Annotated in this window: 21 protein-coding genes and 1 tRNA gene; 15 read left to right on the top strand and 7 right to left on the bottom strand. The window is 68.0% G+C overall.

All coding sequences use genetic code 11. The features are described 5' to 3' along the window. Window positions 1–130: 130 nt before the first annotated feature. From E3T61_RS18155 to E3T61_RS18145, 3 genes are all read left to right on the top strand, one after another. Entirely contained in the window at window positions 131–1,117 is a 987-nt protein-coding gene (locus tag E3T61_RS18155) for a methionine ABC transporter ATP-binding protein (protein WP_134642255.1), read from the top strand. Window positions 1,118–1,120: 3 nt separating this feature from the next. After that, entirely contained in the window at window positions 1,121–1,885 is a 765-nt protein-coding gene (locus tag E3T61_RS18150; RefSeq protein ID WP_134642254.1) for a methionine ABC transporter permease, read from the top strand. Window positions 1,886–1,966: 81 nt separating this feature from the next. Then, window positions 1,967–2,806, top strand: a complete 840-nt coding sequence (locus E3T61_RS18145; protein ID WP_134642253.1) for a MetQ/NlpA family ABC transporter substrate-binding protein — start codon at window positions 1,967–1,969, stop codon at window positions 2,804–2,806. Window positions 2,807–2,846: 40 nt separating this feature from the next. On the opposite strand, the gene E3T61_RS18140 is transcribed toward E3T61_RS18145, so the two are convergent. Then, complete coding sequence (locus tag E3T61_RS18140; RefSeq protein WP_134642252.1) at window positions 2,847–3,323, bottom strand: GNAT family N-acetyltransferase; 477 nt, start codon at window positions 3,321–3,323, stop codon at window positions 2,847–2,849. A 111-nt stretch (window positions 3,324–3,434) separates the two neighbouring features. Between E3T61_RS18140 and E3T61_RS18135 the strand changes: the two genes are divergently transcribed. The 3 genes from E3T61_RS18135 to E3T61_RS18125 are packed head-to-tail and all read left to right on the top strand — an operon-like array spanning window position 3,435 to window position 5,561. After that, window positions 3,435–3,881, top strand: a complete 447-nt coding sequence (locus tag E3T61_RS18135) for an FAS1-like dehydratase domain-containing protein (RefSeq protein ID WP_104163907.1) — start codon at window positions 3,435–3,437, stop codon at window positions 3,879–3,881. Continuing rightward, window positions 3,878–4,318 carry a MaoC family dehydratase gene (locus E3T61_RS18130; protein WP_134642251.1) on the top strand — a complete coding sequence of 147 codons (441 nt, stop codon included), beginning with the start codon at window positions 3,878–3,880 and terminating at the stop codon, window positions 4,316–4,318. The genes E3T61_RS18135 and E3T61_RS18130 overlap by 4 nt, the downstream gene beginning before the upstream one ends. Window positions 4,319–4,325: 7 nt before the next feature. Next, entirely contained in the window at window positions 4,326–5,561 is a 1,236-nt protein-coding gene (locus tag E3T61_RS18125) for a UDP-N-acetylmuramate dehydrogenase (protein ID WP_134642250.1), read from the top strand. Window positions 5,562–5,780: 219 nt separating this feature from the next. Here E3T61_RS18125 and E3T61_RS18120 read toward each other — a convergent pair whose 3' ends face one another. The 5 genes from E3T61_RS18120 to E3T61_RS18100 all read right to left on the bottom strand — a co-directional run bounded on the left by E3T61_RS18120 (window position 5,781) and on the right by E3T61_RS18100 (window position 10,830). Next, window positions 5,781–6,404, bottom strand: a complete 624-nt coding sequence (locus E3T61_RS18120) for a response regulator (RefSeq protein WP_134642249.1) — start codon at window positions 6,402–6,404, stop codon at window positions 5,781–5,783. Further along, window positions 6,401–7,681: a sensor histidine kinase gene (locus tag E3T61_RS18115; RefSeq protein ID WP_134642248.1), complete on the bottom strand. Its 1,281-nt coding sequence runs from the start codon at window positions 7,679–7,681 to the stop codon at window positions 6,401–6,403. Before E3T61_RS18115 ends, E3T61_RS18120 begins: the two co-directional genes overlap by 4 nt. Before the next feature lie 28 nt (window positions 7,682–7,709). Continuing rightward, a complete protein-coding gene (locus E3T61_RS18110) occupies window positions 7,710–8,585 on the bottom strand; it encodes an ABC transporter permease (RefSeq protein ID WP_134642247.1) in 876 nt (291 codons plus the stop codon). After that, window positions 8,582–9,478: an ABC transporter ATP-binding protein gene (locus tag E3T61_RS18105; protein WP_134642246.1), complete on the bottom strand. Its 897-nt coding sequence runs from the start codon at window positions 9,476–9,478 to the stop codon at window positions 8,582–8,584. The genes E3T61_RS18110 and E3T61_RS18105 overlap by 4 nt, the downstream gene beginning before the upstream one ends. A 149-nt stretch (window positions 9,479–9,627) precedes the next feature. After that, window positions 9,628–10,830 carry a pyridoxal phosphate-dependent aminotransferase gene (locus E3T61_RS18100; protein WP_134642245.1) on the bottom strand — a complete coding sequence of 401 codons (1,203 nt, stop codon included), beginning with the start codon at window positions 10,828–10,830 and terminating at the stop codon, window positions 9,628–9,630. 170 nt (window positions 10,831–11,000) lie between these two features. On the opposite strand from E3T61_RS18100, the gene E3T61_RS18095 reads away from it, so the two are divergent. The 6 genes from E3T61_RS18095 to E3T61_RS18070 all read left to right on the top strand — a co-directional run bounded on the left by E3T61_RS18095 (window position 11,001) and on the right by E3T61_RS18070 (window position 14,696). Then, window positions 11,001–11,073, top strand: a tRNA-Trp gene (locus tag E3T61_RS18095). 42 nt (window positions 11,074–11,115) lie between these two features. After that, window positions 11,116–11,388: a preprotein translocase subunit SecE gene (gene secE / locus E3T61_RS18090; protein ID WP_130177039.1), complete on the top strand. Its 273-nt coding sequence runs from the start codon at window positions 11,116–11,118 to the stop codon at window positions 11,386–11,388. A 123-nt stretch (window positions 11,389–11,511) separates the two neighbouring features. Continuing rightward, window positions 11,512–12,480, top strand: coding sequence for a transcription termination/antitermination protein NusG (nusG, locus tag E3T61_RS18085; RefSeq protein WP_134642244.1), 969 nt, complete (start codon window positions 11,512–11,514; stop codon window positions 12,478–12,480). A 99-nt stretch (window positions 12,481–12,579) separates the two neighbouring features. Further along, entirely contained in the window at window positions 12,580–13,011 is a 432-nt protein-coding gene (gene rplK, locus E3T61_RS18080) for a 50S ribosomal protein L11 (RefSeq protein ID WP_066592266.1), read from the top strand. Between the two features lie 135 nt (window positions 13,012–13,146). Then, window positions 13,147–13,836, top strand: coding sequence for a 50S ribosomal protein L1 (gene rplA, locus E3T61_RS18075; protein ID WP_066592268.1), 690 nt, complete (start codon window positions 13,147–13,149; stop codon window positions 13,834–13,836). 221 nt (window positions 13,837–14,057) lie between these two features. Beyond that, window positions 14,058–14,696 (top strand): GntR family transcriptional regulator, encoded by a 639-nt coding sequence (locus E3T61_RS18070; RefSeq protein WP_134642243.1) that lies wholly within the window; start codon window positions 14,058–14,060, stop codon window positions 14,694–14,696. Window positions 14,697–14,747: 51 nt separating this feature from the next. Here the strand turns inward: E3T61_RS18070 and E3T61_RS18065 are convergent, their stop codons facing one another. After that, window positions 14,748–16,448 (bottom strand): ATP-binding cassette domain-containing protein, encoded by a 1,701-nt coding sequence (locus E3T61_RS18065; RefSeq protein ID WP_134642242.1) that lies wholly within the window; start codon window positions 16,446–16,448, stop codon window positions 14,748–14,750. 276 nt (window positions 16,449–16,724) lie between these two features. Between E3T61_RS18065 and E3T61_RS18060 the strand changes: the two genes are divergently transcribed. The 3 genes from E3T61_RS18060 to E3T61_RS18050 are packed head-to-tail and all read left to right on the top strand — an operon-like array spanning window position 16,725 to window position 20,172. Next, window positions 16,725–18,410: a circularly permuted type 2 ATP-grasp protein gene (locus tag E3T61_RS18060; RefSeq protein ID WP_134642241.1), complete on the top strand. Its 1,686-nt coding sequence runs from the start codon at window positions 16,725–16,727 to the stop codon at window positions 18,408–18,410. After that, complete coding sequence (locus tag E3T61_RS18055; RefSeq protein WP_134642240.1) at window positions 18,404–19,333, top strand: alpha-E domain-containing protein; 930 nt, start codon at window positions 18,404–18,406, stop codon at window positions 19,331–19,333. The genes E3T61_RS18060 and E3T61_RS18055 overlap by 7 nt, the downstream gene beginning before the upstream one ends. Next, on the top strand, window positions 19,330–20,172 hold the full coding sequence (locus E3T61_RS18050) for a transglutaminase family protein (RefSeq protein WP_134642239.1): 843 nt from the start codon (window positions 19,330–19,332) through the stop codon (window positions 20,170–20,172). Before E3T61_RS18055 ends, E3T61_RS18050 begins: the two co-directional genes overlap by 4 nt. The last annotated feature ends 1 nt before the right edge of the window (window position 20,173 follow it).

The raw sequence follows: 20,173 nt of genomic DNA, 5'->3' as shown, positions 1-20,173 counted from the left end.
GGGGTCAGGTGACGCATTTCGTCACAGTGATTTGGCCGACGGCGTTGCGATTGACACACTCGGAAGGACTGCGGTAGAAGGCCGCCCGACACCGCCGCTCGCACAGCTCGGCCAGAACCTCAGGACCCCCGTGATCTCCGTACAGCACGTCTCCAAGACATTCCGCTCAGGCGGCACCGTCACCGCGGCCCTGCAGGATGTCTCGCTGGAGGTGGCCGAGGGCGAGATCTACGGCGTCATCGGGCAGAGCGGCGCAGGCAAGAGCACCCTCATCCGTGCCGTCAACCTGCTCGAACGGCCGGATACCGGCACGGTGACCGTGGACGGCGACGAGCTCACCGCGCTCACGCCGGCCGACCTGCGTCGGGCCCGCCGCAAGATCGGCATGGTCTTCCAACACTTCAACCTGTTGCAGGGCCGCACGGTGCGCGGGAACGTGGAGCTGGGCCTGGAGATCATCGGCGTGGACGGCGACGCCCGCCGACGCCGGGCCCTGGAGATCCTCGACCTGGTCGGCCTGGCCGACAAGGCCGGGGCCTACCCCGCCGAACTCTCCGGCGGCCAGAAGCAGCGGGTGGGCATCGCCCGGGCACTGGCCGGCAGCCCCAAGGTGCTGCTCTCCGACGAGGCCACCAGCGCCCTCGACCCCGAAACCACCCGGTCGATCCTCGACCTGGTCAAGAAGATCAACACCGACCTGGGCCTCACCGTGCTGCTGATCACGCACGAGATGGATGTGGTCAAGCGCATCTGCGACTCCGCCGCGCTGATCGAGGGCGGCCGGATCGTCGAGCAGGGCCGCATCGTCTCGCTGATCTCCACCGCCGGGTCCCGCCTCGCCCACGAACTCTTCCCGCTCGGCGCCGTACCGTCGCTGCCGGGCGACACCGTCATCGACATCACCTTCAGCGGCGGCTCCGCCGACCGCCCCGTGATCGCCCAGCTGGCCCGCACCTACGGTCTGGACGTGTCGATCCTCGGCGCCGCCATCGAGACCATCGGCGGCAATCAGGCCGGCCGCACCCGCCTGGCGCTGCCGGGTAGCCCGGCGGGCAATGCCGCGCCGATCCGCGACCTCCGCAGCCAGGGCATGCTCGTCGAAATCGTGGGGGAGTAACTTATGATCGATCCATCCGCACCCGACTTCTGGTCCGGCCTGTTCCAGGTGCTGCTCGTCGGCACCGGGCAGACCCTCTATATGGTGGGCGTTTCGCTGCTCATCACCATCCTCGTGGGCCTGCCGCTGGGCATCGTGCTCGTCGGCACCGAAGCCGGCGGCCTGTTCGAGAGCCCGTTCGGCTCCCGCCGCTTGGGCCGGGTGGTCAACCGGGTGCTCGAGTTCATCGTCAACCTCGGCCGCAGCGTGCCGTTCATCATCCTGATGGTGGCCCTGATCCCGTTCACCAGGCTCGTCGTGGGCACCTTCATCGGCCCCACCGCCGCGATCGTGCCGCTGGCCGTCGTGGCGATCCCGTTCTTCGCCCGGATGGTGGAGATCGCGATCAAGGAAGTCGACACCGGCCTGATCGAGGCGGCTGAGTCGCTCGGGGCCACCCGCTGGCAGATCGTGTCCAAGGTGCTGGTGCCCGAGGCGCTCTCGCCGATGATCCTGGGTCTGTCCACCACGGTGACGTCGATCATCAACTTCTCGGCCATGGTCGGGACCGTCGCCGGCGGCGGCCTGGGTGACGTGGCCGTGCGCTACGGCTACCAGCGCTACAGCACCATCCACATGGTCGCCGTGATCATCGTGATCTTCGTGATCGTGATGGTGCTGCAGGGGTTGGCGACGTTGCTGGCCCGGCGCTTCGCGCACAAGTCGCGGCCCGCCCGCGCCGAGAAGATCCTGCCGGCCCTGCGCGAAAGCGTCATCACCGGCGCCTGACCCACCCCAGTCCCCACCCGACCGCGTCGAAGTCAGCATGACGGCGTGGCCACCACCCCACCCCACGAGAAGAGTCCGCCCATGCAGTTCACCACCCGCCGCACGCGCCTTGCTGGTGCCGCCGTTGCCCTCTGGGCCGTCTTCGCCCTCACCGCTTGCGCGGGAACGGCCGACGAGCCCGCCGCCACTACCGGAGCCGCCGGCGACGACCTCGGCACGGTCACCGTGGGCGCCCTGGCCACCCCGGCCGGCGACATCCTCAAGTTCGTGCAGGACAACCTCGCCGCCGACGCGGGTCTGGACATCAAGTTCCAGGAGTTCACCGACTACAACACGCCCAACGTGGCGCTGTCCGACGGGTCGATCGACGCGAACCTGTTCCAGAACGCCACGTTCCTCGAGACCTACAACACGCAGGCCGGCGGCAACCTGGTCAGCGTCGGCGAGATCTACCTGCCCAGCGCCGCGTTCTACAGCAACACCGTGAAGTCCCTCGACGACCTCAAGGACGGCGCCACCATCGCCATCCCGAACGACCCGACGAACGAGGGCCGCGCGCTCAAGATCCTCGCCGGCGAAGGCCTGATCGAGACCACGGATGAGCCGACGTCGCTCGCCGACATCACCGACAACCCCAACAAGTACGAGTTCCGGGAGATCGAGAACGCCACCCTGCCGCAGGCCGTGCAGGATGTCGACGCCGCGTTCGTCACCATCTCGTTCGCACTGCCGGCCGGCCTCACCGCCGACCAGGCGATCCTGATCGAGGGCTCCGACAGCCCGTACGCCAACGTGCTGGCGACCACGCCGGAGCTCGAGAACGACCCGCGCATCGTCAAGCTCAAGGAGCTGCTGCTCTCCGACGAGACCGCGGCCTACATGGAAGAGACCTGGGGCGGACTGGTCATCCCGTCCGTCTAAGTCCTCCCGCAAGCCCCGTCCCTGCCGGCCCTGGCTGCCGTCAGTGGCGGGGCTTCGTCGTGACGTCGTCCAGGCTCAGCTCGAAAGCTGTGGCGTTCTCATACGGGCCGTAGCTGTCGATCTGCACGAACCCCAGCCGCCGGTACAGCGCCAACGCCTCGGGCTGGGCGTAGCCGGTTTCGAGCCGCACCCGCTGATAGCCGAGCTGGCGGGCCAGGCCGGCGAGCTCGCGCAGCAGCCGGCTGGCGTAGCCCTGACGGCGGTAGTCGGGGTTGGTCCACATCCGCTTGATCTCCACGACAGTGTCGTCGATGCGACGGATGCCGCCGCCGGCAACCGTGGTGCCCTCATCGAGCAGCACCACAAAAGCGCCGGTCGGCCCGTCGAACTCGCCCGCGTCGACATCCAGAACCGACTCGCCGGCGCCCTGCCCGTACCGGGCGTCGTACTCCTGGCGCAGGCCGGTGAGCAAGGGGGCAACCTCAGGGGCGGTCAGTGCGACCTGTACGTAATCCACTGGGCCAAGTCTGCCTTAACCTCACCTTCTGGACAATTCTGCCGGCCGCTACATGCCGAGCGGGCGCCGCCCGGCCAGCGCCCGCTTGCGTGGCGCAAGTACACTCGGTACGTGTCCGTGAATCCAGCAATCCAGGGCCGGGTCTTTCCCGCCGTGCCGCCGTATCTCGTCGGCCGGGAGAAGGTGCGCGAATTCTCGCGTGCAGTCTTCGCGACCAACCCGATCAACTTCGACCCTGACGCCGCCCGCGCCGCCGGGCACAGCGACATCGTCGCGCCGCCCACGTTCGCCGTCGTGGTGCAGGAGGCGACGCTCGCCCAGCTCCTGGCCGAACCCGACGCCGGCATCGATTTCACCCGGGTGGTGCACGGCGACCAGCGCTTCAGCTACAGCCGCCCGATCGTGGCCGGCGACGAACTCACCGCAACGCTTCGCGTCGCCAGCGTGAAGAGCCTCGGCGGTCACTCGATGGTCACCGCGGAGTCGACAGTCGTCGACGCCACCGGCGCCCACGTCGTCACCGCTACCTCCACCCTTGTCGTCAGGGGAGACGAATGACCATCAGCGCACCCGTCACGCCCGCCTTGGACACCCTCACGGTGGGTGACATCGTCGCGGAGAGCAGCTTCCCGCTGACCCGGGACTCCCTCGTTCGATACGCGGGCGCCTCCGGCGACTTCAACCCCATCCACTACCGCGACGACGTGGCCCACGCGGTGGGGCTGCCCGGTGTGCTCGCGCACGGCATGCTCACCATGGGCCTGGCCATCCAGCCTGTCGTGGACTGGGCCGGCGACTCCGCCCGGGTGCTCGACTACCAGGTACGGTTCACCCGGCCGGTGCCGGTCGACCCCGACCTCGGCGCCGTCGTGACCGTGGTCGCCAAGGTGGGAGCGCTGGACGCCGACGCCGGGGTGGCCCGGATCGACCTCACCGTGACCTTCAACTCGGTCACCGTTCTCGGCAAGGCGCAGGCGCGCGTCTCCCTGGTCTAGGGCTGTCATGACCGAGCCCGTGCCTGTTCCGGCGCCCGTGACCCTGGCCGAACTGACCACACTGCGTGTCGGCGGCGCTCCGGCGCACCTGGTGGCACCCGGCGACGAAGCCGGCCTGATCCAGGCCGCCCTCGACGCCTGGGCGTCCGACGAGCCGTGGATGCTGCTGGGCGGCGGCTCGAACACTGTCGCGGCCGACGCCGGCTTCGACGGCACCGTCATCCGGGTGTGCACCCGCGGTGTGCAGGTGCTTGCTCCGGCTCCAGAGCGGACGACCGCGCCCGCGAGCGAGGCCGTGACCGCGCCGGGTACCGACGGGGGTGTCGGCGGAGATGTCGACGGGCGGGCCGTGCGGATCCGTGTGCAGGCCGGTGAACCGTGGGATGACCTCGTCGCGCTCACCGTGGCCAACGGCTGGGCCGGCATCGAAGCGCTCTCCGGCATCCCGGGCACCAGCGGCGCCGCCCCGGTGCAGAACATCGGCGCCTACGGCCAGGAACTGGCCAGCAGCCTGGCCGCCATCGACTTCCTCGACTACGAATCCGGCGAGGTGGAGCACCTCAGCGCCGCCGAGCTCGGGCTGGGCTACCGCACCTCCGTGCTCAAGCAGGGTCGCCGAGGTGTGGTGCTGGCCATCGAACTGGACCTGCACGACATGTCGCCGCAGGCCGCCGTGCTCGGCAGCGCCCTGAGCCGGCCGGTGACCTACCCGCAGCTGGCCCAGGCCCTCGGTGTGCAGCTGGGCGACCGGGTACCGCTGGCCGACCTGCGCCGGAGCGTGCTCGAGCTGCGGGCGAGCAAGGGCATGGTGCTCAACGACGCCGACCCCGACACCTTCAGCGCCGGGTCGTTCTTCACCAACCCGATCGTGACCGAGAGCTTCGCCCGCTCGCTGCCCGCCGACGCCCCGCGCTGGAAGCAGGCCGAGATCGACCTGCCCGACCGGGTGATCCCGCTCGACGAGTACGCCGGGGTTGGACCGATGCCGGGCGCGGAGGTCCTGCGCACCGTGAAGCTCAGCGCCGCCTGGCTGATCGAGCACTCCGGCATCCAGCGCGGCTTCAGACTGCCCGGCTCCGCCGCAGCGATCTCGAGCAAGCACACACTGGCCATCACCAACACCGGCGGGGCCACCGCCGACGAGATCGGCCAGCTGGCCCGTTTTGTGCAGCAGCGGGTACAGGCCGACTTCGGTGTCATCCTGCACCCCGAGCCCGTCTTCGTGGGCTTCTCGCTGGTCTAGCAGCCAGGCTGCCGCGCTGCCCGCTCACAAGGCTGCCGCCGAGAGGGCATTTAAGGCCAGTTGTGGAGCCCCGGACTACCCCACAGTGCCTTCTCGCGAGCGACGCCGCCGGCGAGAGGACAGTTGGGGCCAGTTGCAGAGCCCTCCGACTGGCCCCAAGTGTCTTCTCGCGAGATCGTGTCCGGCGCTCCCGGCGGGCAACGGGCGGGGATGAGCGGGCTAGAGCAGGCGCAGTTCCATCGCCAGGGTGACCGCGCGGGTGCGGTCACTCACCCCGAGCTTGTCGAACACGTGCAGCAGGTGGGTCTTCACGGTGGCTTCGCCGATGAAGAGCGACCTGGCGATCTGCGGGTTGCTCTCGCCTGCCGCCACCAGGCGCAGCACCTGCAGTTCGCGGGCCGACAGCCTGGGCGCCGGCGTCGCATCCGCGCGCACCCGTTGCACCAGCTTGGCGGCGATGACCGGGGCCAGCACGGTCTGGCCGCCGTAGACCGAGCGCACGCCCTCGATGATCTCGGCCTGGGGCGCGGCCTTGAGCAGGTAGCCGCTGGCCCCGGCGGCGATGGCGCCGAGGATCTGGTCGTCGGACTCGTAGGTGGTGAGGATCAGCACCCGGGTGGCCGGGTTGTGCGCCAGGATCTGAGCCGTGGCCGCGGCGCCGTCCAGGTGCGGCATCCGCAGGTCCATCAGCACCAGGTCCGGGCGCAGTTCTTCGGCCAGCCGTACCGCGGCGACGCCGTCGGCGGCCTCACCGACCACCTCGATGTCGGCGGCGGCGCCGAGCAGGCCCACAATGCCGCCGCGCACGATCGGATGGTCGTCGGCGACCAGAACCCGGATCATCCGCGCCCACCGGGGGTGGCCGGCAGGAGCCCGGGCACGGGCATCGCTACCGGCACTGGCGTCGGCAGCATCACTCGAAGCACCGTGCCGGTTCCGGTCGTGGCGTCGGCCGCCTCGAGCCTGCCGCCGACCAGGCCGACCCTGTCGCGCATGCCTGCCAGGCCGAAGCCGTTTTCGGACTCCGGACGGTACCCGCCCAGGCCCTGGCCGTTGTCGGCGACCGTGAGGGTGACCTCATCGGCCGTGCGGTCGATGGTAATGCGGGCGACGTCGGCCCTGGAGTGTTTGCGCACATTGGCCAGACCCTCCTGAGCGCAGCGCAACAGCACCACCTCGAGGGCGCGATCCAGCGTGCCGGCCCCGCCCAGGCCGTCGAGGCCCAGCGTCACCTGGATCCCGGTCTCCCGTTCGAAGCGTTCCGCGAGCCGGGTCACGGTGTGGGCGAGGTCGCCGTCGGCGGCTCGCACCGGCGACATCGACGCCACGAGCGCGCGGGCCTCGGTGAGGGCCTCGCGCCCGGTCGACTCGATCAGGTCGAGGCTGTCGGCCACGGCGGAGGTGTCGCCGGGCAGGGCGGCCAGCTCGGAGCGGCCGCGCTGGGTGAGCATGACCAGGCTGGTGAGGCTCTGCGCGATGGTGTCGTGGATCTCGCGGGCCAGGCGCTCCCGCTCGGCCGAGCTGCCGGCATCGCGGTGCAGGACGGCGAGTTCCTCCTGCGCGGCGGTGAGCTTCTCCACCAGCCGTCGCTGGGCGGTGCCGGCGTCGGCGATGCGAGTGATCCAGGTGCCCATCGCCAGGGCGAAGACGAAGGAGATCGACTCGATCGCGGCGGCCTGAACGGCCGCGTCACTGGTGCGCCCCATGCCGACCCACAGGCCCAGGCCGGCAGAGAAGGCCAGCAGGGCGCTCAGGACGACGGCGCCGGAGAACGACGGCGCCAAGGCCCAGAGGATCGGAAATGCCAGCGTCTGCGCGGTGGCCAGGCTCGGGTCGAACGCCGCGGCAGCACCGCACGCGACGATCAGGGTGACCTGGAACAGCCGGGCGGACACGGGGAACGCCACGAGGTCGAACCCGGAGTCGCCGGCGCTTCCCGACGCGTTCGGTGAGCGGAGCATCCGCCGGCCCCAGACCAGGTAGGCGAGACCGATCGTCGCGAGTGCGAGCACCGCGCCGACGTGAGCGGCGGGGCCGGACGCCGTGCCGTCCAGCGTGATGAGAACCAGAACGAGGAGGGACCCGACCACGATCAGGTCCCACCACCGCCTGGCATTCATGCGCTAAGCATCCCATGCCCCCGGCGCATCAGGCGTCCTTGCGGATCCAGCGGAAGGTGAGCCTACTGCCGACCAGGCCCACCACCAGCCAGATCAGCAGCGCGAGCGCCACCATGCCCAGCTCCCAGGCGCCGTTCTGCTCCTGGACGGCGAAGCTGTCGGGCAGGAACACCGCCCGCATGCCCTGCGCCATCCACTTGAGCGGGAACAGGCCCGCGACGTTCTGCATCCAATCGGGGAGCTGGTTGAACTGCAGGTAGACGCCGGAGATGAACTGCAGCACCAGCACGATCGGGATCACGACGGCCGAGGCGCTGCGGCCCGACCGGGGCAGGGCCGAGAGGGCGATGCCCAGGAAAGCGCAGGTGATCACGCCGAGCAGGAACACCCAGGCGAAGGTGAGCCATTTCTCCGGATCGGTGGGCAGGGCGATGTCGAAGACGAACCTGGCCACCACGAGCAGCAGCACGGCCTGCAGGATGCCCGTGACGAGCACCTGGCCGATCTTGCCGATGAAGTAGCTCAGCGGTGACAGCGGGGTACCGCCGAGCCGCTTGAGGGTGCCGTCACCCTTCTCTCCGGCGATGTCGATGGCGAGGTTCTGCAGCCCGGAGAGCAGCATGCCGGCGGCCAGCATGCCTGGCAGGTAGTACGCGCCCACACTGATGCCGCCGGAGCCGTCCGGGTTGGTGCCGATGTTGCCGGAGGCGCTGAAGGCGGCCGTGAAGATGCCCAGCATGATGAACGGGAACAGGAACGTGAAGAAAACCGTGTCGGTGGAGCGGAAATACAGCTTGATCTCGAAGCCCACCCGGGCCAGGCCGAGGGTCAACATGCCGTGCCTGGTGGTGCGGCGCTGTGCGAGCCGAGGCCGCTGCGGTTGCGGGGTGAGCGTCGCGCTCATGCGAGCACCTCCGTGCTTTCGGTGGCGCTGGTGGTGCCGGCCGCGTGACCGCGCACCAGGCCCAGGTAGATGTCTTCGAGGCTGGGCCTGATGATTTGCAGCTCGGCGGGTTCGCCGCCGAGATCTCTGGCCAGTTGGGCGACCAGCCGGGCCGGCGTCTCGGTGCGGCACTCCTGTGCCGCCCCGTCGGCATCCAGCCAGCGCACCACCGGGATGCGCGCGGCCGGGCCGCCGAGCTCGCCGATGGTGCCGATGTCGATGAGCTTGCCCCCGACGATGATGCCTGCACGGTCACTGAGCTCCGCAGCCTCGTCGAGGTTGTGAGTGGTCAGCAGTATCGTGGTGCCCTCGGACTTGAGGGTGCGGATGAGATCCCAGAACTGGTGCCGGGCCTCGGGGTCGAAGCCGGTGGTCGGCTCGTCCAGGAAGAGCAGTTCCGGCCGGCCGATAATGCCCAGCGCCACATCCACGCGCCGTTGCTGCCCGCCGGAGAGCTTGTGGATGCGGGTCTTCGCCTTCTCCTCGAGCCCGACCGCGGCGAGGACTTCGTCTACCGATCGCGGGTTGGGGTAGAGGCCGGCGAAGTGCCGCAGCTGCTCGATGACCGTGGCGTTGCCGCTCTCGCCGCTGGACTGCAGGACGATGCCGATGCGTGCCTTCCAGTCCAGGCCGGCATGCTGGGGGTCTTCGCCCAGCACCGTGACGTCACCCTCCGACCGGTCGCGGTAGCCCTCGAGAATCTCGATAGTGCTGCTCTTGCCCGCGCCGTTCGGGCCGAGCAGCGCGAAGGTCTCCCCGGCGCGGATGTCGAAGCTGATGTCGTTGACCGCGTCGAACGCGCCGTACGACTTGCTCAGCCGCGCCACACGCACGGCCGGAGGTGGAGTTGTCATGTACCCACAATCGCCCCAGAGCCGCCCCGGGGCAACACCTTTCCGGTCGATGTCCCCATCCACCGCCCGGTGGATACGCGAACCGTGAGTTAAGCCCCGAAAACTCGCGGGTTGAGGTGCTTAGCTCACAGTTCGCGGAGACCCGAAGGCTAGGAGAACAGCTTCTGGAGGCGACGGATGCCCTCCAGGAGTGCATCGTCGCCCAGAGCGTAGGACAGGCGGAGGAAGCCGCTCGGCCCGAAGGCCTCGCCGGGGACCGCGGCGACCTCGGCCTGATCCAGGATCAGGTCGGCCAGCTCGAGCGACGTGGTGGGGGTGACCCCGCCCCAGGTGCGGCCGAGCAGACCGGTCACGTCGGGGTACACGTAGAACGCCCCCTGCGGGGTGGGCGTGCGGATGCCGGGGATCTTGTTGAGCTCGGCGACGATGAGCTTGCGGCGGCGGTCGAACGCAACCCGCATGGCTTCTGCGGCGTCCTGCGGTCCGTTCAACGCCGCGATGCCGGCGCGCTGGGAGATGTTCGACACGTTGGAGCTGAGGTGCGACTGCAGGTTGGCCGCGGCCGTGATCGCATCCTGCGGCCCCACCATCCAGCCCAGGCGCCAGCCGGTCATGGCGTAGGTCTTGGCGACCCCGTTGACCAGGATGGTGCGGTCGGCCAGGGCGGGGACGGCCTCGACGATCGAGACCGCGCGCACCCCGTCATAGGTGAGGTTCTGGTAAATCTCATCGCTGATCACCCAGAGCCCGTGTTCCTCGGCCCATTCGCCGATGGCGCGGGTCTCGTCCTCGGAGTAGACGGCGCCGGTGGGGTTGGAGGGGGAGACGAACAGCAGCACCTTGGTCTTGTCGGTGCGGGCGGCTTCGAGCTGCTCGACGGTGACCAGGTAGCCCTGGTCGCTGCCGGCGAACACGTCGACAGGCACGCCGCCGGCGAGGCGGATCGCCTCCGGGTACGTGGTCCAGTACGGGGTGGGCAGCAGCACCTCGTCACCCGGGTCGAGCAGGGTGGCGAAGGCCTGGTAGACGGCCTGCTTGCCACCGTTGGTGACGAGCACCCGGGATGCCGGAACGGCCAGGCCGCTGTCGCGCAGCGTCTTCGCTGCGATGGCTTCGCGCAACTCCGGCAGGCCGGCTGCCGGCGTGTACCGGTGGTTGCGCGGATCCTTCACGGCGGCCAGCGCGGCCTCGACGATGTGCGGCGGGGTCGGGAAGTCCGGCTCGCCCGCGGCGAAGCTGATCACCGGCCGTCCGGCGGCCTGCAGCGCCTTGGCCTTGCCGTCGACTTTGAGGGTTGCGGACTCCGCAATGGAGCCGATTCTGGTGGAGATCCGTTTGATGTCGTGTGCCACATAACGAGCATACGGGGCCGTCGTGTGCGGGGAACAGGGGTGCTGGCTTTACAGGGCCTTCGCCGTGACCTAGACTTGATCCGGTAGTTGAAATCTGCCAAGCTTTTTTGCGCCTATTTTGGTCATTCGGCCAGCCTGGGCGGCATTGACGCCTGACGGTTTCGCTTCATAGGGTGGTGGCTCAATTGGTAGAGCAGCGGTCTCCAAAACCGCAGGTTGCAGGTTCGAGTCCTGTCCGCCCTGCAAGTCGGTGGTCTTTCCGCCGGCCCACGAAAGGTGTAACAGGTGGCCCGAAAAGTTATCGACGAACCCAGCGAGGAAATCGTCGCCAACGCCAGAGTGGCCCGCGAAACCAAACGCGGTCCGTTCGCTCGGGTGTCCCTGTTTATCAAGCAGGTCCTGGCCGAACTCCGCAAGGTCGTCACCCCGACCCGCAAGGAACTGCTCAGCTACACCGGTGTGGTTCTGGTTTTCGTCGTGATCATGATGGCGCTGGTATCGGCACTCGACTGGGTGTTCGCGCTCGTCGTCACGTACGTATTCGGCACTCCCAGTTGACCCGTGCCGCACTAGCGGCACCGAGACTGATCATGAAAAACGTGGATCGGTGAGCACGCACCACGGCAGTAATCAGAACGCTGCAGCCTCACGCCCACGCAATAGAAGAAGGATTGATATTTAGTGACTGAGACCAATCGCGACGACGTCGACTGGGCCACCGCCGCCGAGCAGTCCTCCAACGACGATGAGGCGCAGGAGGGCAACACCCTCGCCGCCGACGAAACGTCGGTCGAAGCCGCCGAGCAGGTCGCCCTGCACGTTGAAGACGAAAACGCCGACGTCGAAGACGACCTCGACGCCGCACTGGACGCCCTCGCCGAGTCCACGGACCCCGAGGCCGACGCCATCGTCGAAGACGCCCTCGACATCGACTCCGCCGACGAGGCCGAGGCCGCCGTCGAAGCCGTTGAAGACGAGGAAGAGGTCGACGGGGACGCATCCGTCGAGACCGACGCCGACGCTGAAGCCGAAGAGGAAGACCCGTACGAAGCCTTCCGCAAGGAACTGCGCTTCCAGCCCGGCAAGTGGTTCGTCATCCACTCCTACGCCGGCTTCGAACGTCGCGTGAAGTCGAACATCGAGAACCGCAAGCAGTCGATGGCCATGGAAGATTTCATCTACCAGGTCGAGGTTCCGATGGAAGACGTCGTCGAGATCAAGAACGGCCAGCGCAAGATGGTCACCCGCGTGCGCATCCCCGGCTACGTCCTGGTGCGCATGGACCTCAACGAAGACAGCTGGTCTGTCGTGCGCCACACCCCCGGGGTCACCGGCTTCGTGGGCAACGCGCACAACCCCACCCCGCTGCGTTTCGAAGAAGCCTTCGGCATGCTCAAGGGCCTCGTTGAGATCAAGGATGTCCCGGTCACCAAGTCCGGCGCCCCAGGCAAGGCCGCCCAGCGCGTTCTGCCCGCCGAGATCGACTACGAAATCGGCGAGACCATCACGATCAAGGAAGGCTCGTTCGCGGGCCTGCCCGGTTCGATCAGCGAGATCAAGCCCGAGAGCGGCAAGCTCATCGTGCTCGTGTCGCTCTTCGAGCGCGAGACCCCGGTCGAGCTCAGCTTCGACCAGGTCACCAAGCTTTAACCTCCCCCAACCACCGCCCCCCGGAAATGCCGGGGACGCGGGAGAACCTGGATCTCGACTAGCTCGATCCCGGGTTCGATCACTGAAAAGGAATAGAACATGGCACCGAAGAAGAAGGTTACTGGTCTGATCAAGCTTCAGATCAAGGCCGGCGCCGCCAACCCCGCACCCCCCATCGGGCCGGCGCTGGGTCAGCACGGCGTTAACATCATGGAATTCTGCAAGGCCTACAACGCCCAGACCGAATCCCAGCGCGGCAACGTCATCCCGGTTGAGATCACCGTGTACGACGACCGTTCCTTCACCTTCATCCTGAAGACCCCGCCCGCAGCGGAGCTCATCAAGAAGGCCGCAGGAGTTGCCAAGGGCAGCGGAACCCCGCACACCGTCAAGGTTGCCAAGCTCACCAAGGCGCAGGTTCGCGAAATCGCCGAGGCCAAGATGGTTGACCTCAACGCCAATGACCTCGACGCCGCGTCGAAGATCATCGCCGGAACCGCTCGCTCCATGGGCATCACGGTCGAGGGCTAACACCCTTTCGTTCGATTCGTCGAACACCCGCCGACAGGCATGGTCTCAGCGACCTGCCGACTGGCACCAAGTGGAAGAGCCAGCCAGGCTCACGAAAACCACGCTCTCAGCACATGCATCTACAGGAGATTCAAAATGGCACCCAAGTCAAAGGCCTACCGCGCTGCGGTCGAGAAGATCGAAGCCGATAAGTTCTACACCCCCACCGAAGCCGTCACCCTCGCTCGCGAGACCGGCTCCGTCAAGTTCAACTCCACCGTCGAGGTCGCGCTCAAGCTCGGCGTCGACCCCCGCAAGGCAGACCAGATGGTCCGCGGCACCGTGATTCTTCCCCACGGCACCGGCAAGACCGCCCGCGTCATCGTCTTCGCAACGGGCCCCGCGGCTGAGGCAGCCATCGCTGCCGGCGCCGACGAGGTCGGTGGCGACGAGCTCATCGAGAAGGTAGCCGCCGGCTACACCTCGTTCGACTCCGCCGTCTCGACCCCCGAGCTCATGGGCAAGGTCGGTCGTCTCGGTAAGGTCCTCGGCCCGCGCGGTCTCATGCCCAACCCGAAGACCGGAACCGTGACGCCTGACGTCGCCAAGGCCGTGTCCGACATCAAGGGCGGAAAGATCGAATTCCGCGTCGACAAGCACTCCAACGTGCACTTCGTCGTTGGCAAGGCTTCGTTCTCGGCCGACCAGCTGAACGAGAACATCGGCGCAGCACTCGAGGAGATCGTTCGCCTCAAGCCGAGCTCCTCCAAGGGCCGCTACATCACCAAGGGCGCCGTGTCGACCACGTTCGGTCCCGGCATCCCGCTCGATGTGAACAGCATCTAAGCATTTCGCTGGCGCGTTTCGCAAGAAACGCACATCGACACAGGGGCCCGTCGCGAGACGGGCCCTTTTGTGTGCCCGGCCCTCTTGCTTGCAGGGCGGGGGCGGCGTCACCCCAGTACTGGGCAGTCTGCGAGGTTTGGCGAGGGCAGCCCCCGTTGGCCGCCGTACTGTGTCAAGCTCGATAGCACGGGCAGGAGTGCCCGTCGCGAAGAAGGGGAATCGTGGCGTCAACAGGTGGGGAAACGGTCTATCTGACCCTGCGCGCGCGCATCCTCTCCGGCGAACTGGTTTCCGGCCTGATGCTGAGGGAACAGGCCCTGGCCGAGGAACTCGGGGTGAGCCGCACCCCGATCCGGGAAGCGCTCCGCCGCCTCGACGAGGCCGGACTGGTGACCGTCGTTCCCAATCGCGGCGCCCAGGTGGTGCCGTGGACCATCGAACAGGTTCGCGAAACCTACTTCGTGCGGGCCGGGCTCGAAAGCCGGGCCGCAGGCTTGGCCGCAAGTCGGATCACGCCTGACGAAATCGCCATGCTCAGCGTGCTCATCGACGCCATGGAACCCCTGGTGACGGCGGAAGACGAGCTCGGAATCACCGAACTGGGCAGGCTCAACGCCGAATTCCATCGCATCGTGGTCACCGCCTCCCGCAGTCCGCAGCTGATGGCCCTGACCACCTCAGTTGCCCGGGTGCCGTTGATGGAGGCCGCCTTCCGCGCTCACGGCGCGCTGTACCGCTCGCGGAGCAACCACCAGCACCGCGACATCCTGACCGCTCTGCGCACGGGTGACACCATTTGGGCCGAAGCGGCCATGCGATCGCACATCCTCGGCGCCCGCAACGCCGTCAGCGACGCCTGACCGGCTCTTGAGCCGCGCGGGCGTGCTCGAACCGGGGCGCGACCGTGAGCGTCAGGGGCCGTTGGATTCCGGCGCGCCCCGTGCGACCAGCCGCTGGGTGTGCGGATGCTGGGGCGCGGTCAGCAGCTCCGGAACCGACGCGTATTCCACGATGGCGCCATGGCTCATGATCGCGACCCGGTCGCATCGTACGGCGATCTCCACCCTCGGGGACACGATGATGAGGGTGAAGCCGCGCTCCTGTTGCAGCGAGTGCAGCAGGTCGAGGAATTCTGCCTCATCACCGGCGGTGAAGCCCCTGGTGGGATCGTCGGCGACGACCAGTTGCGGCCCGCCGACCAGCGCACCGGCGAGCAGCACTCGCTGGCAGGTCGCCGTCGGCGTCTCACCGGGGTAGGCCGCGAACACCTTCTCCGCATCGTCGAGACCGACCTGGGCCATCAGCGCCAGGGCAGCCGAGCGGGCTTGGGATCGGGGCGTTTCGGTCCGGCGGGTGACCAGCGTCACGAGGTGCTGCCCGATGCGGGCGTTCGGGTCGAAGTGGTCGGCAGCCGGCGCGGGCAGGAACCCGATGCGCTGCCCACGCAGGTGCCGGAAGTCCCGCTCTGGCAGCCCGACGAGTTCGATGCCGTCGAAGAGGATAGACCCTGACATTGCGGTGTGCCTCAAGTGCTGCATTCCGGCGATGGACTGGCAGAGCAACGAGGTGCCGTCCGGGTCGTCGCCGATGACCGCAAGGGTCTGCCCACGCGGCAGCGTGAGGCTGACGCCGTCCAGAGGCTCCCGCTGCAGTCCTTCCCCGGTCGTGCGGGTGCGCAGGTCGCGGATGTCGAGGAAATCAGCGGCCCGGAAACCTGTGGAGGCCAGGGTGGGCTTGGTGAGGCTGGGCCGGGGAGGGCTGGGCCGTGGTGAGGTGATTCCCGGTACGGCGAGCAGGGCGGCGAGCCCGCTGTCCGCAGCCGAAGTCCGCCGCAGCGTGTCGACGACGGGTGCCGGGGTGCTCGTTGCGAGGGCGACACCGGCCATCACGAAGCCGACGGCGCCGAGCAGGATGCTCCCGAGCACTATGGGCAGACTTTCGGCGGGGAGCAGCGGGGGCAGGTCGGCGGCCGGGAGCGGTGTGGCGAGTGCGGCCTGGACAGTCAGCGAGCCACCGTAGAACACGAGGAACTCGACGAGCTGGACGGCCACGATTGCGGGTAGCGTGCGGCGGATCACCCGGCGAAGGATCGGCCAGGTGGTGGGCAGCCCCCGACTGCGGGCGGTTTGCACGTGCCCCTCGGTGACCATGATCCGCGTCGCCGCCCTGACGTGCACGGCGACGGCGACCGCGCCGCCGAACACCGCGATGGTGGACGGAATGAGGAGGGTGTTCAGCGTGTCCAGTCCGGCGTGGGCAGCCGGCTCATCGGCCAGTAACGGCAGGATCTCACCCTGCACCGCAAACCAGAAGACACTCACGAGCGTCAACCAGAGCAGGCATACGGCGCCCCCGGCAAGAATCAGCGCACGAAACCGCTGGTCGGCCCAGCCACGGCGCCGCGTGACCAACAGGCCTGAACCCACGCCCAGAAGACCGGACAGGATCGGTGCAACCACGGTGCCCGCCGCGGCAAACGGCAGTCGCTCCGAGAGCGAGCCCAGCAATGCGGTGTCGGGTCCGGCCAGCGACCACGTGATGATCACTGGGCAGGCCACCAGGGACAGCAGGATCAGCAGCCCCAACCATCGGGGCCATACAACAGCGCGCATGAGTGCTCGGATCTTGTTGGTGCGGCCGAACGTGAACTGACGTGTGCGGCAGAGAATCGGACTTTTGCTAACTGTATGCAAAAAAGCCGCAGTCTGTCACCGATTTCGGGAGATCTGCAGGGCACGGCTCGCTTGTTCACATGATTGTGTATGCATATTGCACGGTGGGGACGACAGATGGGTCGGTCCGGCGCGCGGCGGGGCACCCGGGATGAACCACCGGACGCGCCGCAAGCAGGAAACAAAACGGCAACACCGGGCGACTAGCATCCAGTCATGGTTGACCTCTTCAGTGGCTATGGCGCTACCTCCGCACCGCCCCGCGAGCGAGGCGCGACTTCGGCCTGGGACGAGATGTTCCCGGATCCGTCGTCGCTCTCGCCCACGGAAACCCGGGCGGCATACAAGGACGTTTACAACGCGCTCGCCCGCATGACCCAGGAGGAACTGCGCGGGCGCACCGACGCCCTGGCCAGCTCCTACCTGGCCCAGGGAGTGACGTTCGACTTCGCCGGCGAGGAGCGGCCGTTCCCGCTCGACGCCGTGCCCCGGGTGATCGAGCAGCCGGAATGGGTGAACGTGGAGGCCGGCATCAAGCAGCGAGTCCTCGCGCTGGAGGCCTTCCTGGCAGACATCTACGGCCCGCAGGCCGCGGTGCGAGACGGCGTCATTCCCGCCGGCCTGATCACCTCGTCCAAGCACTTCCACCGTCAGGCCGCGGGCATCACGTCGGCGAACAATGTGCGGATCCAGGTGTCCGGCATCGACCTGATCCGCGACGAGGTGGGCGCCTGGCGGGTGCTCGAAGACAACGTGCGGGTGCCCAGCGGGGTCAGCTACGTCATCTCCAACCGGCGCGTGATGGCGCAGACCCTGCCCGAACTGTTCGTCTCGATGCGGGTGCGCCCGGTGGGCGACTACCCGAACAAGCTGTTGCAGGCCCTGCGTGCCTCGGCCCCGGCCGGCGTCGACGACCCCAACATCGTGGTGCTCACCCCCGGCGTCTTCAACTCCGCCTACTTCGAGCACACCCTGCTGGCCCGGCTGATGGGCGTCGAGCTCGTCGAGGGCCGCGACCTGTTCTGCTCCGGCGGCCGGGTCTGGATGCGCACCACGGCGGGCCCGACCCGGGTCGACGTGATCTACCGCAGGGTCGACGACGAGTTCCTGGACCCACTGCAGTTCCGTGCCGACTCCCAGTTGGGGTCGCCGGGCATCCTGATGGCCGCACGCCTGGGCAACGTGACCATCGCCAACGCCGTCGGCAACGGCGTCGCCGACGACAAGCTGGTGTACACCTACCTGCCCGACCTGATCAAGTACTACCTCGGCGAGGACGCGATCATCCCCAACGTGGACACCTGGCGGCTCGAAGACCCGCTGGCGCTGGAGGAGGTGCTCGACAGGCTCGACGAACTCGTTGTCAAGCCCGTCGACGGCTCGGGCGGCAAGGGCCTCGTGGTGGGGCCGGCAGCGTCCAAGGCGGAGCTGGAGACCCTGCGGCTGCAGCTGCTCAAGGATCCGCGCGGCTGGATCGCCCAGCCGGTGGTGCAGCTGTCGACAATCCCCACCCTCGTCGACGACGGGATGCGTCCCCGTCATGCGGACCTCCGTCCGTTCGCGGTGAACGACGGGTCGGATGTCTGGGTGCTGCCGGGCGGCCTCACCCGGGTGGCCCTGCCTGAGGGTGAGCTCGTGGTGAACTCCAGCCAGGGCGGTGGGTCGAAGGACACCTGGGTGATCGGGCTCGAGCCCGACTTCAACACCGGTGGCGGTTCGGCCCGCAACATCCAGGGTCTCGTCAACGACCAGGCCGCGAACACCCAGTCCATCTCGATCATCCCGACCCGGATCGTCGACCACTCCCCGCAGGACACCCCGCCGGGAGGCGACCAGGATCAAGAACAGCAACAGCAACAGCAACACACCATCACTCCAGCCGAAAGGATCCTCGAATGCTGAGCCGCATCGCCGAGAGCCTGTTCTGGATCGGCCGTTACATCGAACGCAGCGACGGCACTGCCCGCATCCTGGACGTGCACCTGCAGCTGCTGCTGGAGGACCCGTGGATCGAGGAGAACCTCGCCTGCCGGTCCCTGCTGCACCTGATGGGCAGCCCGGTGCCGCCCAACCGTGAGCTGACCCGCAAGGACGTGCTCGCGACCCTGGCGGCGGACCGCACGCATCCGGCCTCGATCGCGTACTCGCTCGGCGCCGCCAGGGAGAACGCCCGGCGGGCTAGGGAGATCGTGTCGACCGAGCTGTGGGAGTGCCTGAACACCACCTACACGAAGATGCCCAAGAACATCGCCAGCGCCAAGACCCACGACTTCTTCGGCTGGGTGCGCGAACGCGCGGCCCTGGCTGTGGGGATCGTGGAGTCCAGCGCCAGCCGGGACGACGCCTGGCACTTCTTCACGTTGGGCCGCAGCCTCGAGCAGGCAGACATGACCGCGCGACTGCTGGCCACCCGGTCGCTGACCGAGAACAGCGGGCCGTCCTGGACGACCATCCTGCGCTCCTGCGGGGCGTACGAGTCATATCTGCGCACCTACCGCGGGGTGCCCTCGGCCCGGAACGCTGCCGAATTCCTGCTGCTCGACCGGCTGTTCCCGCGGTCGATCGTCTTCTCGATCTCGCGGGCGGAGCAGTGCCTGCAGGAGCTGGAACCGCGCACCGACCGGTTGGGTGTCTCGGAGTCGTCCCAGCGGGTGCTCGGCCAGATCCGTAGCCAGTTGGAATACCGGCCGATCATGGAGATCCTGAACGACCTGCCCGGGCACATGGACATGGTGCAGGACGCCACCAGCACCGCGTCGGAGTCGATCGGGCAACGGTACTTCCCCACCAGCGCTGTGCCCACCTGGACGGGAGAGGCATCGTGAAACGCCTGCGCATCCGGCACACCACCGGCTACCGGTACAACGGTGAGGTCGCGACGTCGTACAACGAGGCGCGGATGCTGCCCGTCACGTCGCCGGACCAGTTCGTGTTGTACTCCAACCTGGACATCAGCCCGGTCTCGAGCAACCACAACTATGTGGACTACTGGGGCACCCGGGTGTCGTCGTTCGAAGTGCTCACCCCGCATGCCGAGCTGACCCTCACCGCCAACAGCCTCGTGGAGGTGTCGCCACGGGAGCACCCGCTGCATCCGATGCCCTGGGACGACCTGGCGGCGCTGGTGGCCAGGTCGACCTCCTCCGTCGAACAGTCCTGGCAGACGCCACTCACCGAGCCACCGGAGGATGTGGTGGCAAGCGCCGCCGAAATCGCCGGCCGGCTTGACCCGTGTGACGCGGCGCTGGCGATCTGCCGGTTCGTGGGCGAGAACATGGCCTACGTGCAGGGGGTCACCGGTGTGAAGACCAATGCCCGCGAGGCCTGGTCCGACAAACGCGGGGTCTGTCAGGACATCACGCATGTGGCACTCGGGGCGCTCCGCTCGGTCGGTATCCCGGCCCGCTACGTCTCCGGCTACCTGCACCCCAAACCGGACGCGTTGATCGGGGAGACCGTCACCGGGGAATCGCACGCCTGGGTGGAGTGGTTCTGCGGCGAGTGGCGCGGCTACGATCCCACCAACCTGATCGACATCGGCGACCGGCACGTGGGCGTCGGCCGAGGCCGCGACTATAACGACATCGCCCCGCTGCGCGGTGTCTACGCCGGGTCGGGCGGGTCACAGCTGTTCGTGAAGGTGGAGATCACCCGGGAGTCGTGAG

It is taken from the genome of Cryobacterium lactosi, from assembly GCF_004403945.1.
Classification (GTDB): domain Bacteria; phylum Actinomycetota; class Actinomycetes; order Actinomycetales; family Microbacteriaceae; genus Cryobacterium; species Cryobacterium lactosi.
Note: the sequence above shows the minus strand (reverse complement) of the source record. Positions and strands in the feature narration are given on the sequence as shown.

Excerpts from the sequence above, each read along its gene's own strand:
- E3T61_RS18150 (WP_134642254.1), top strand. The coding sequence starts at position 1,121 with ATGATCGATCCATCCGCACCCGACTTCTGGTCCGGCCTGTTCCAGGTG.
- E3T61_RS18145 (WP_134642253.1), top strand. The coding sequence starts at position 1,967 with ATGCAGTTCACCACCCGCCGCACGCGCCTTGCTGGTGCCGCCGTTGCC.
- E3T61_RS18130 (WP_134642251.1), top strand. The coding sequence starts at position 3,878 with ATGACCATCAGCGCACCCGTCACGCCCGCCTTGGACACCCTCACGGTG.
- E3T61_RS18125 (WP_134642250.1), top strand. The coding sequence starts at position 4,326 with ATGACCGAGCCCGTGCCTGTTCCGGCGCCCGTGACCCTGGCCGAACTG.
- E3T61_RS18120 (WP_134642249.1), bottom strand. The coding sequence starts at position 6,404 with ATGATCCGGGTTCTGGTCGCCGACGACCATCCGATCGTGCGCGGCGGC.
- E3T61_RS18115 (WP_134642248.1), bottom strand. The coding sequence starts at position 7,681 with ATGAATGCCAGGCGGTGGTGGGACCTGATCGTGGTCGGGTCCCTCCTC.
- E3T61_RS18110 (WP_134642247.1), bottom strand. The coding sequence starts at position 8,585 with ATGAGCGCGACGCTCACCCCGCAACCGCAGCGGCCTCGGCTCGCACAG.
- E3T61_RS18105 (WP_134642246.1), bottom strand. The coding sequence starts at position 9,478 with ATGACAACTCCACCTCCGGCCGTGCGTGTGGCGCGGCTGAGCAAGTCG.
- rplK (WP_066592266.1), top strand. The coding sequence starts at position 12,580 with ATGGCACCGAAGAAGAAGGTTACTGGTCTGATCAAGCTTCAGATCAAG.
- rplA (WP_066592268.1), top strand. The coding sequence starts at position 13,147 with ATGGCACCCAAGTCAAAGGCCTACCGCGCTGCGGTCGAGAAGATCGAA.
- E3T61_RS18065 (WP_134642242.1), bottom strand. The coding sequence starts at position 16,448 with ATGCGCGCTGTTGTATGGCCCCGATGGTTGGGGCTGCTGATCCTGCTG.
- E3T61_RS18060 (WP_134642241.1), top strand. The coding sequence starts at position 16,725 with ATGGTTGACCTCTTCAGTGGCTATGGCGCTACCTCCGCACCGCCCCGC.
- E3T61_RS18055 (WP_134642240.1), top strand. The coding sequence starts at position 18,404 with ATGCTGAGCCGCATCGCCGAGAGCCTGTTCTGGATCGGCCGTTACATC.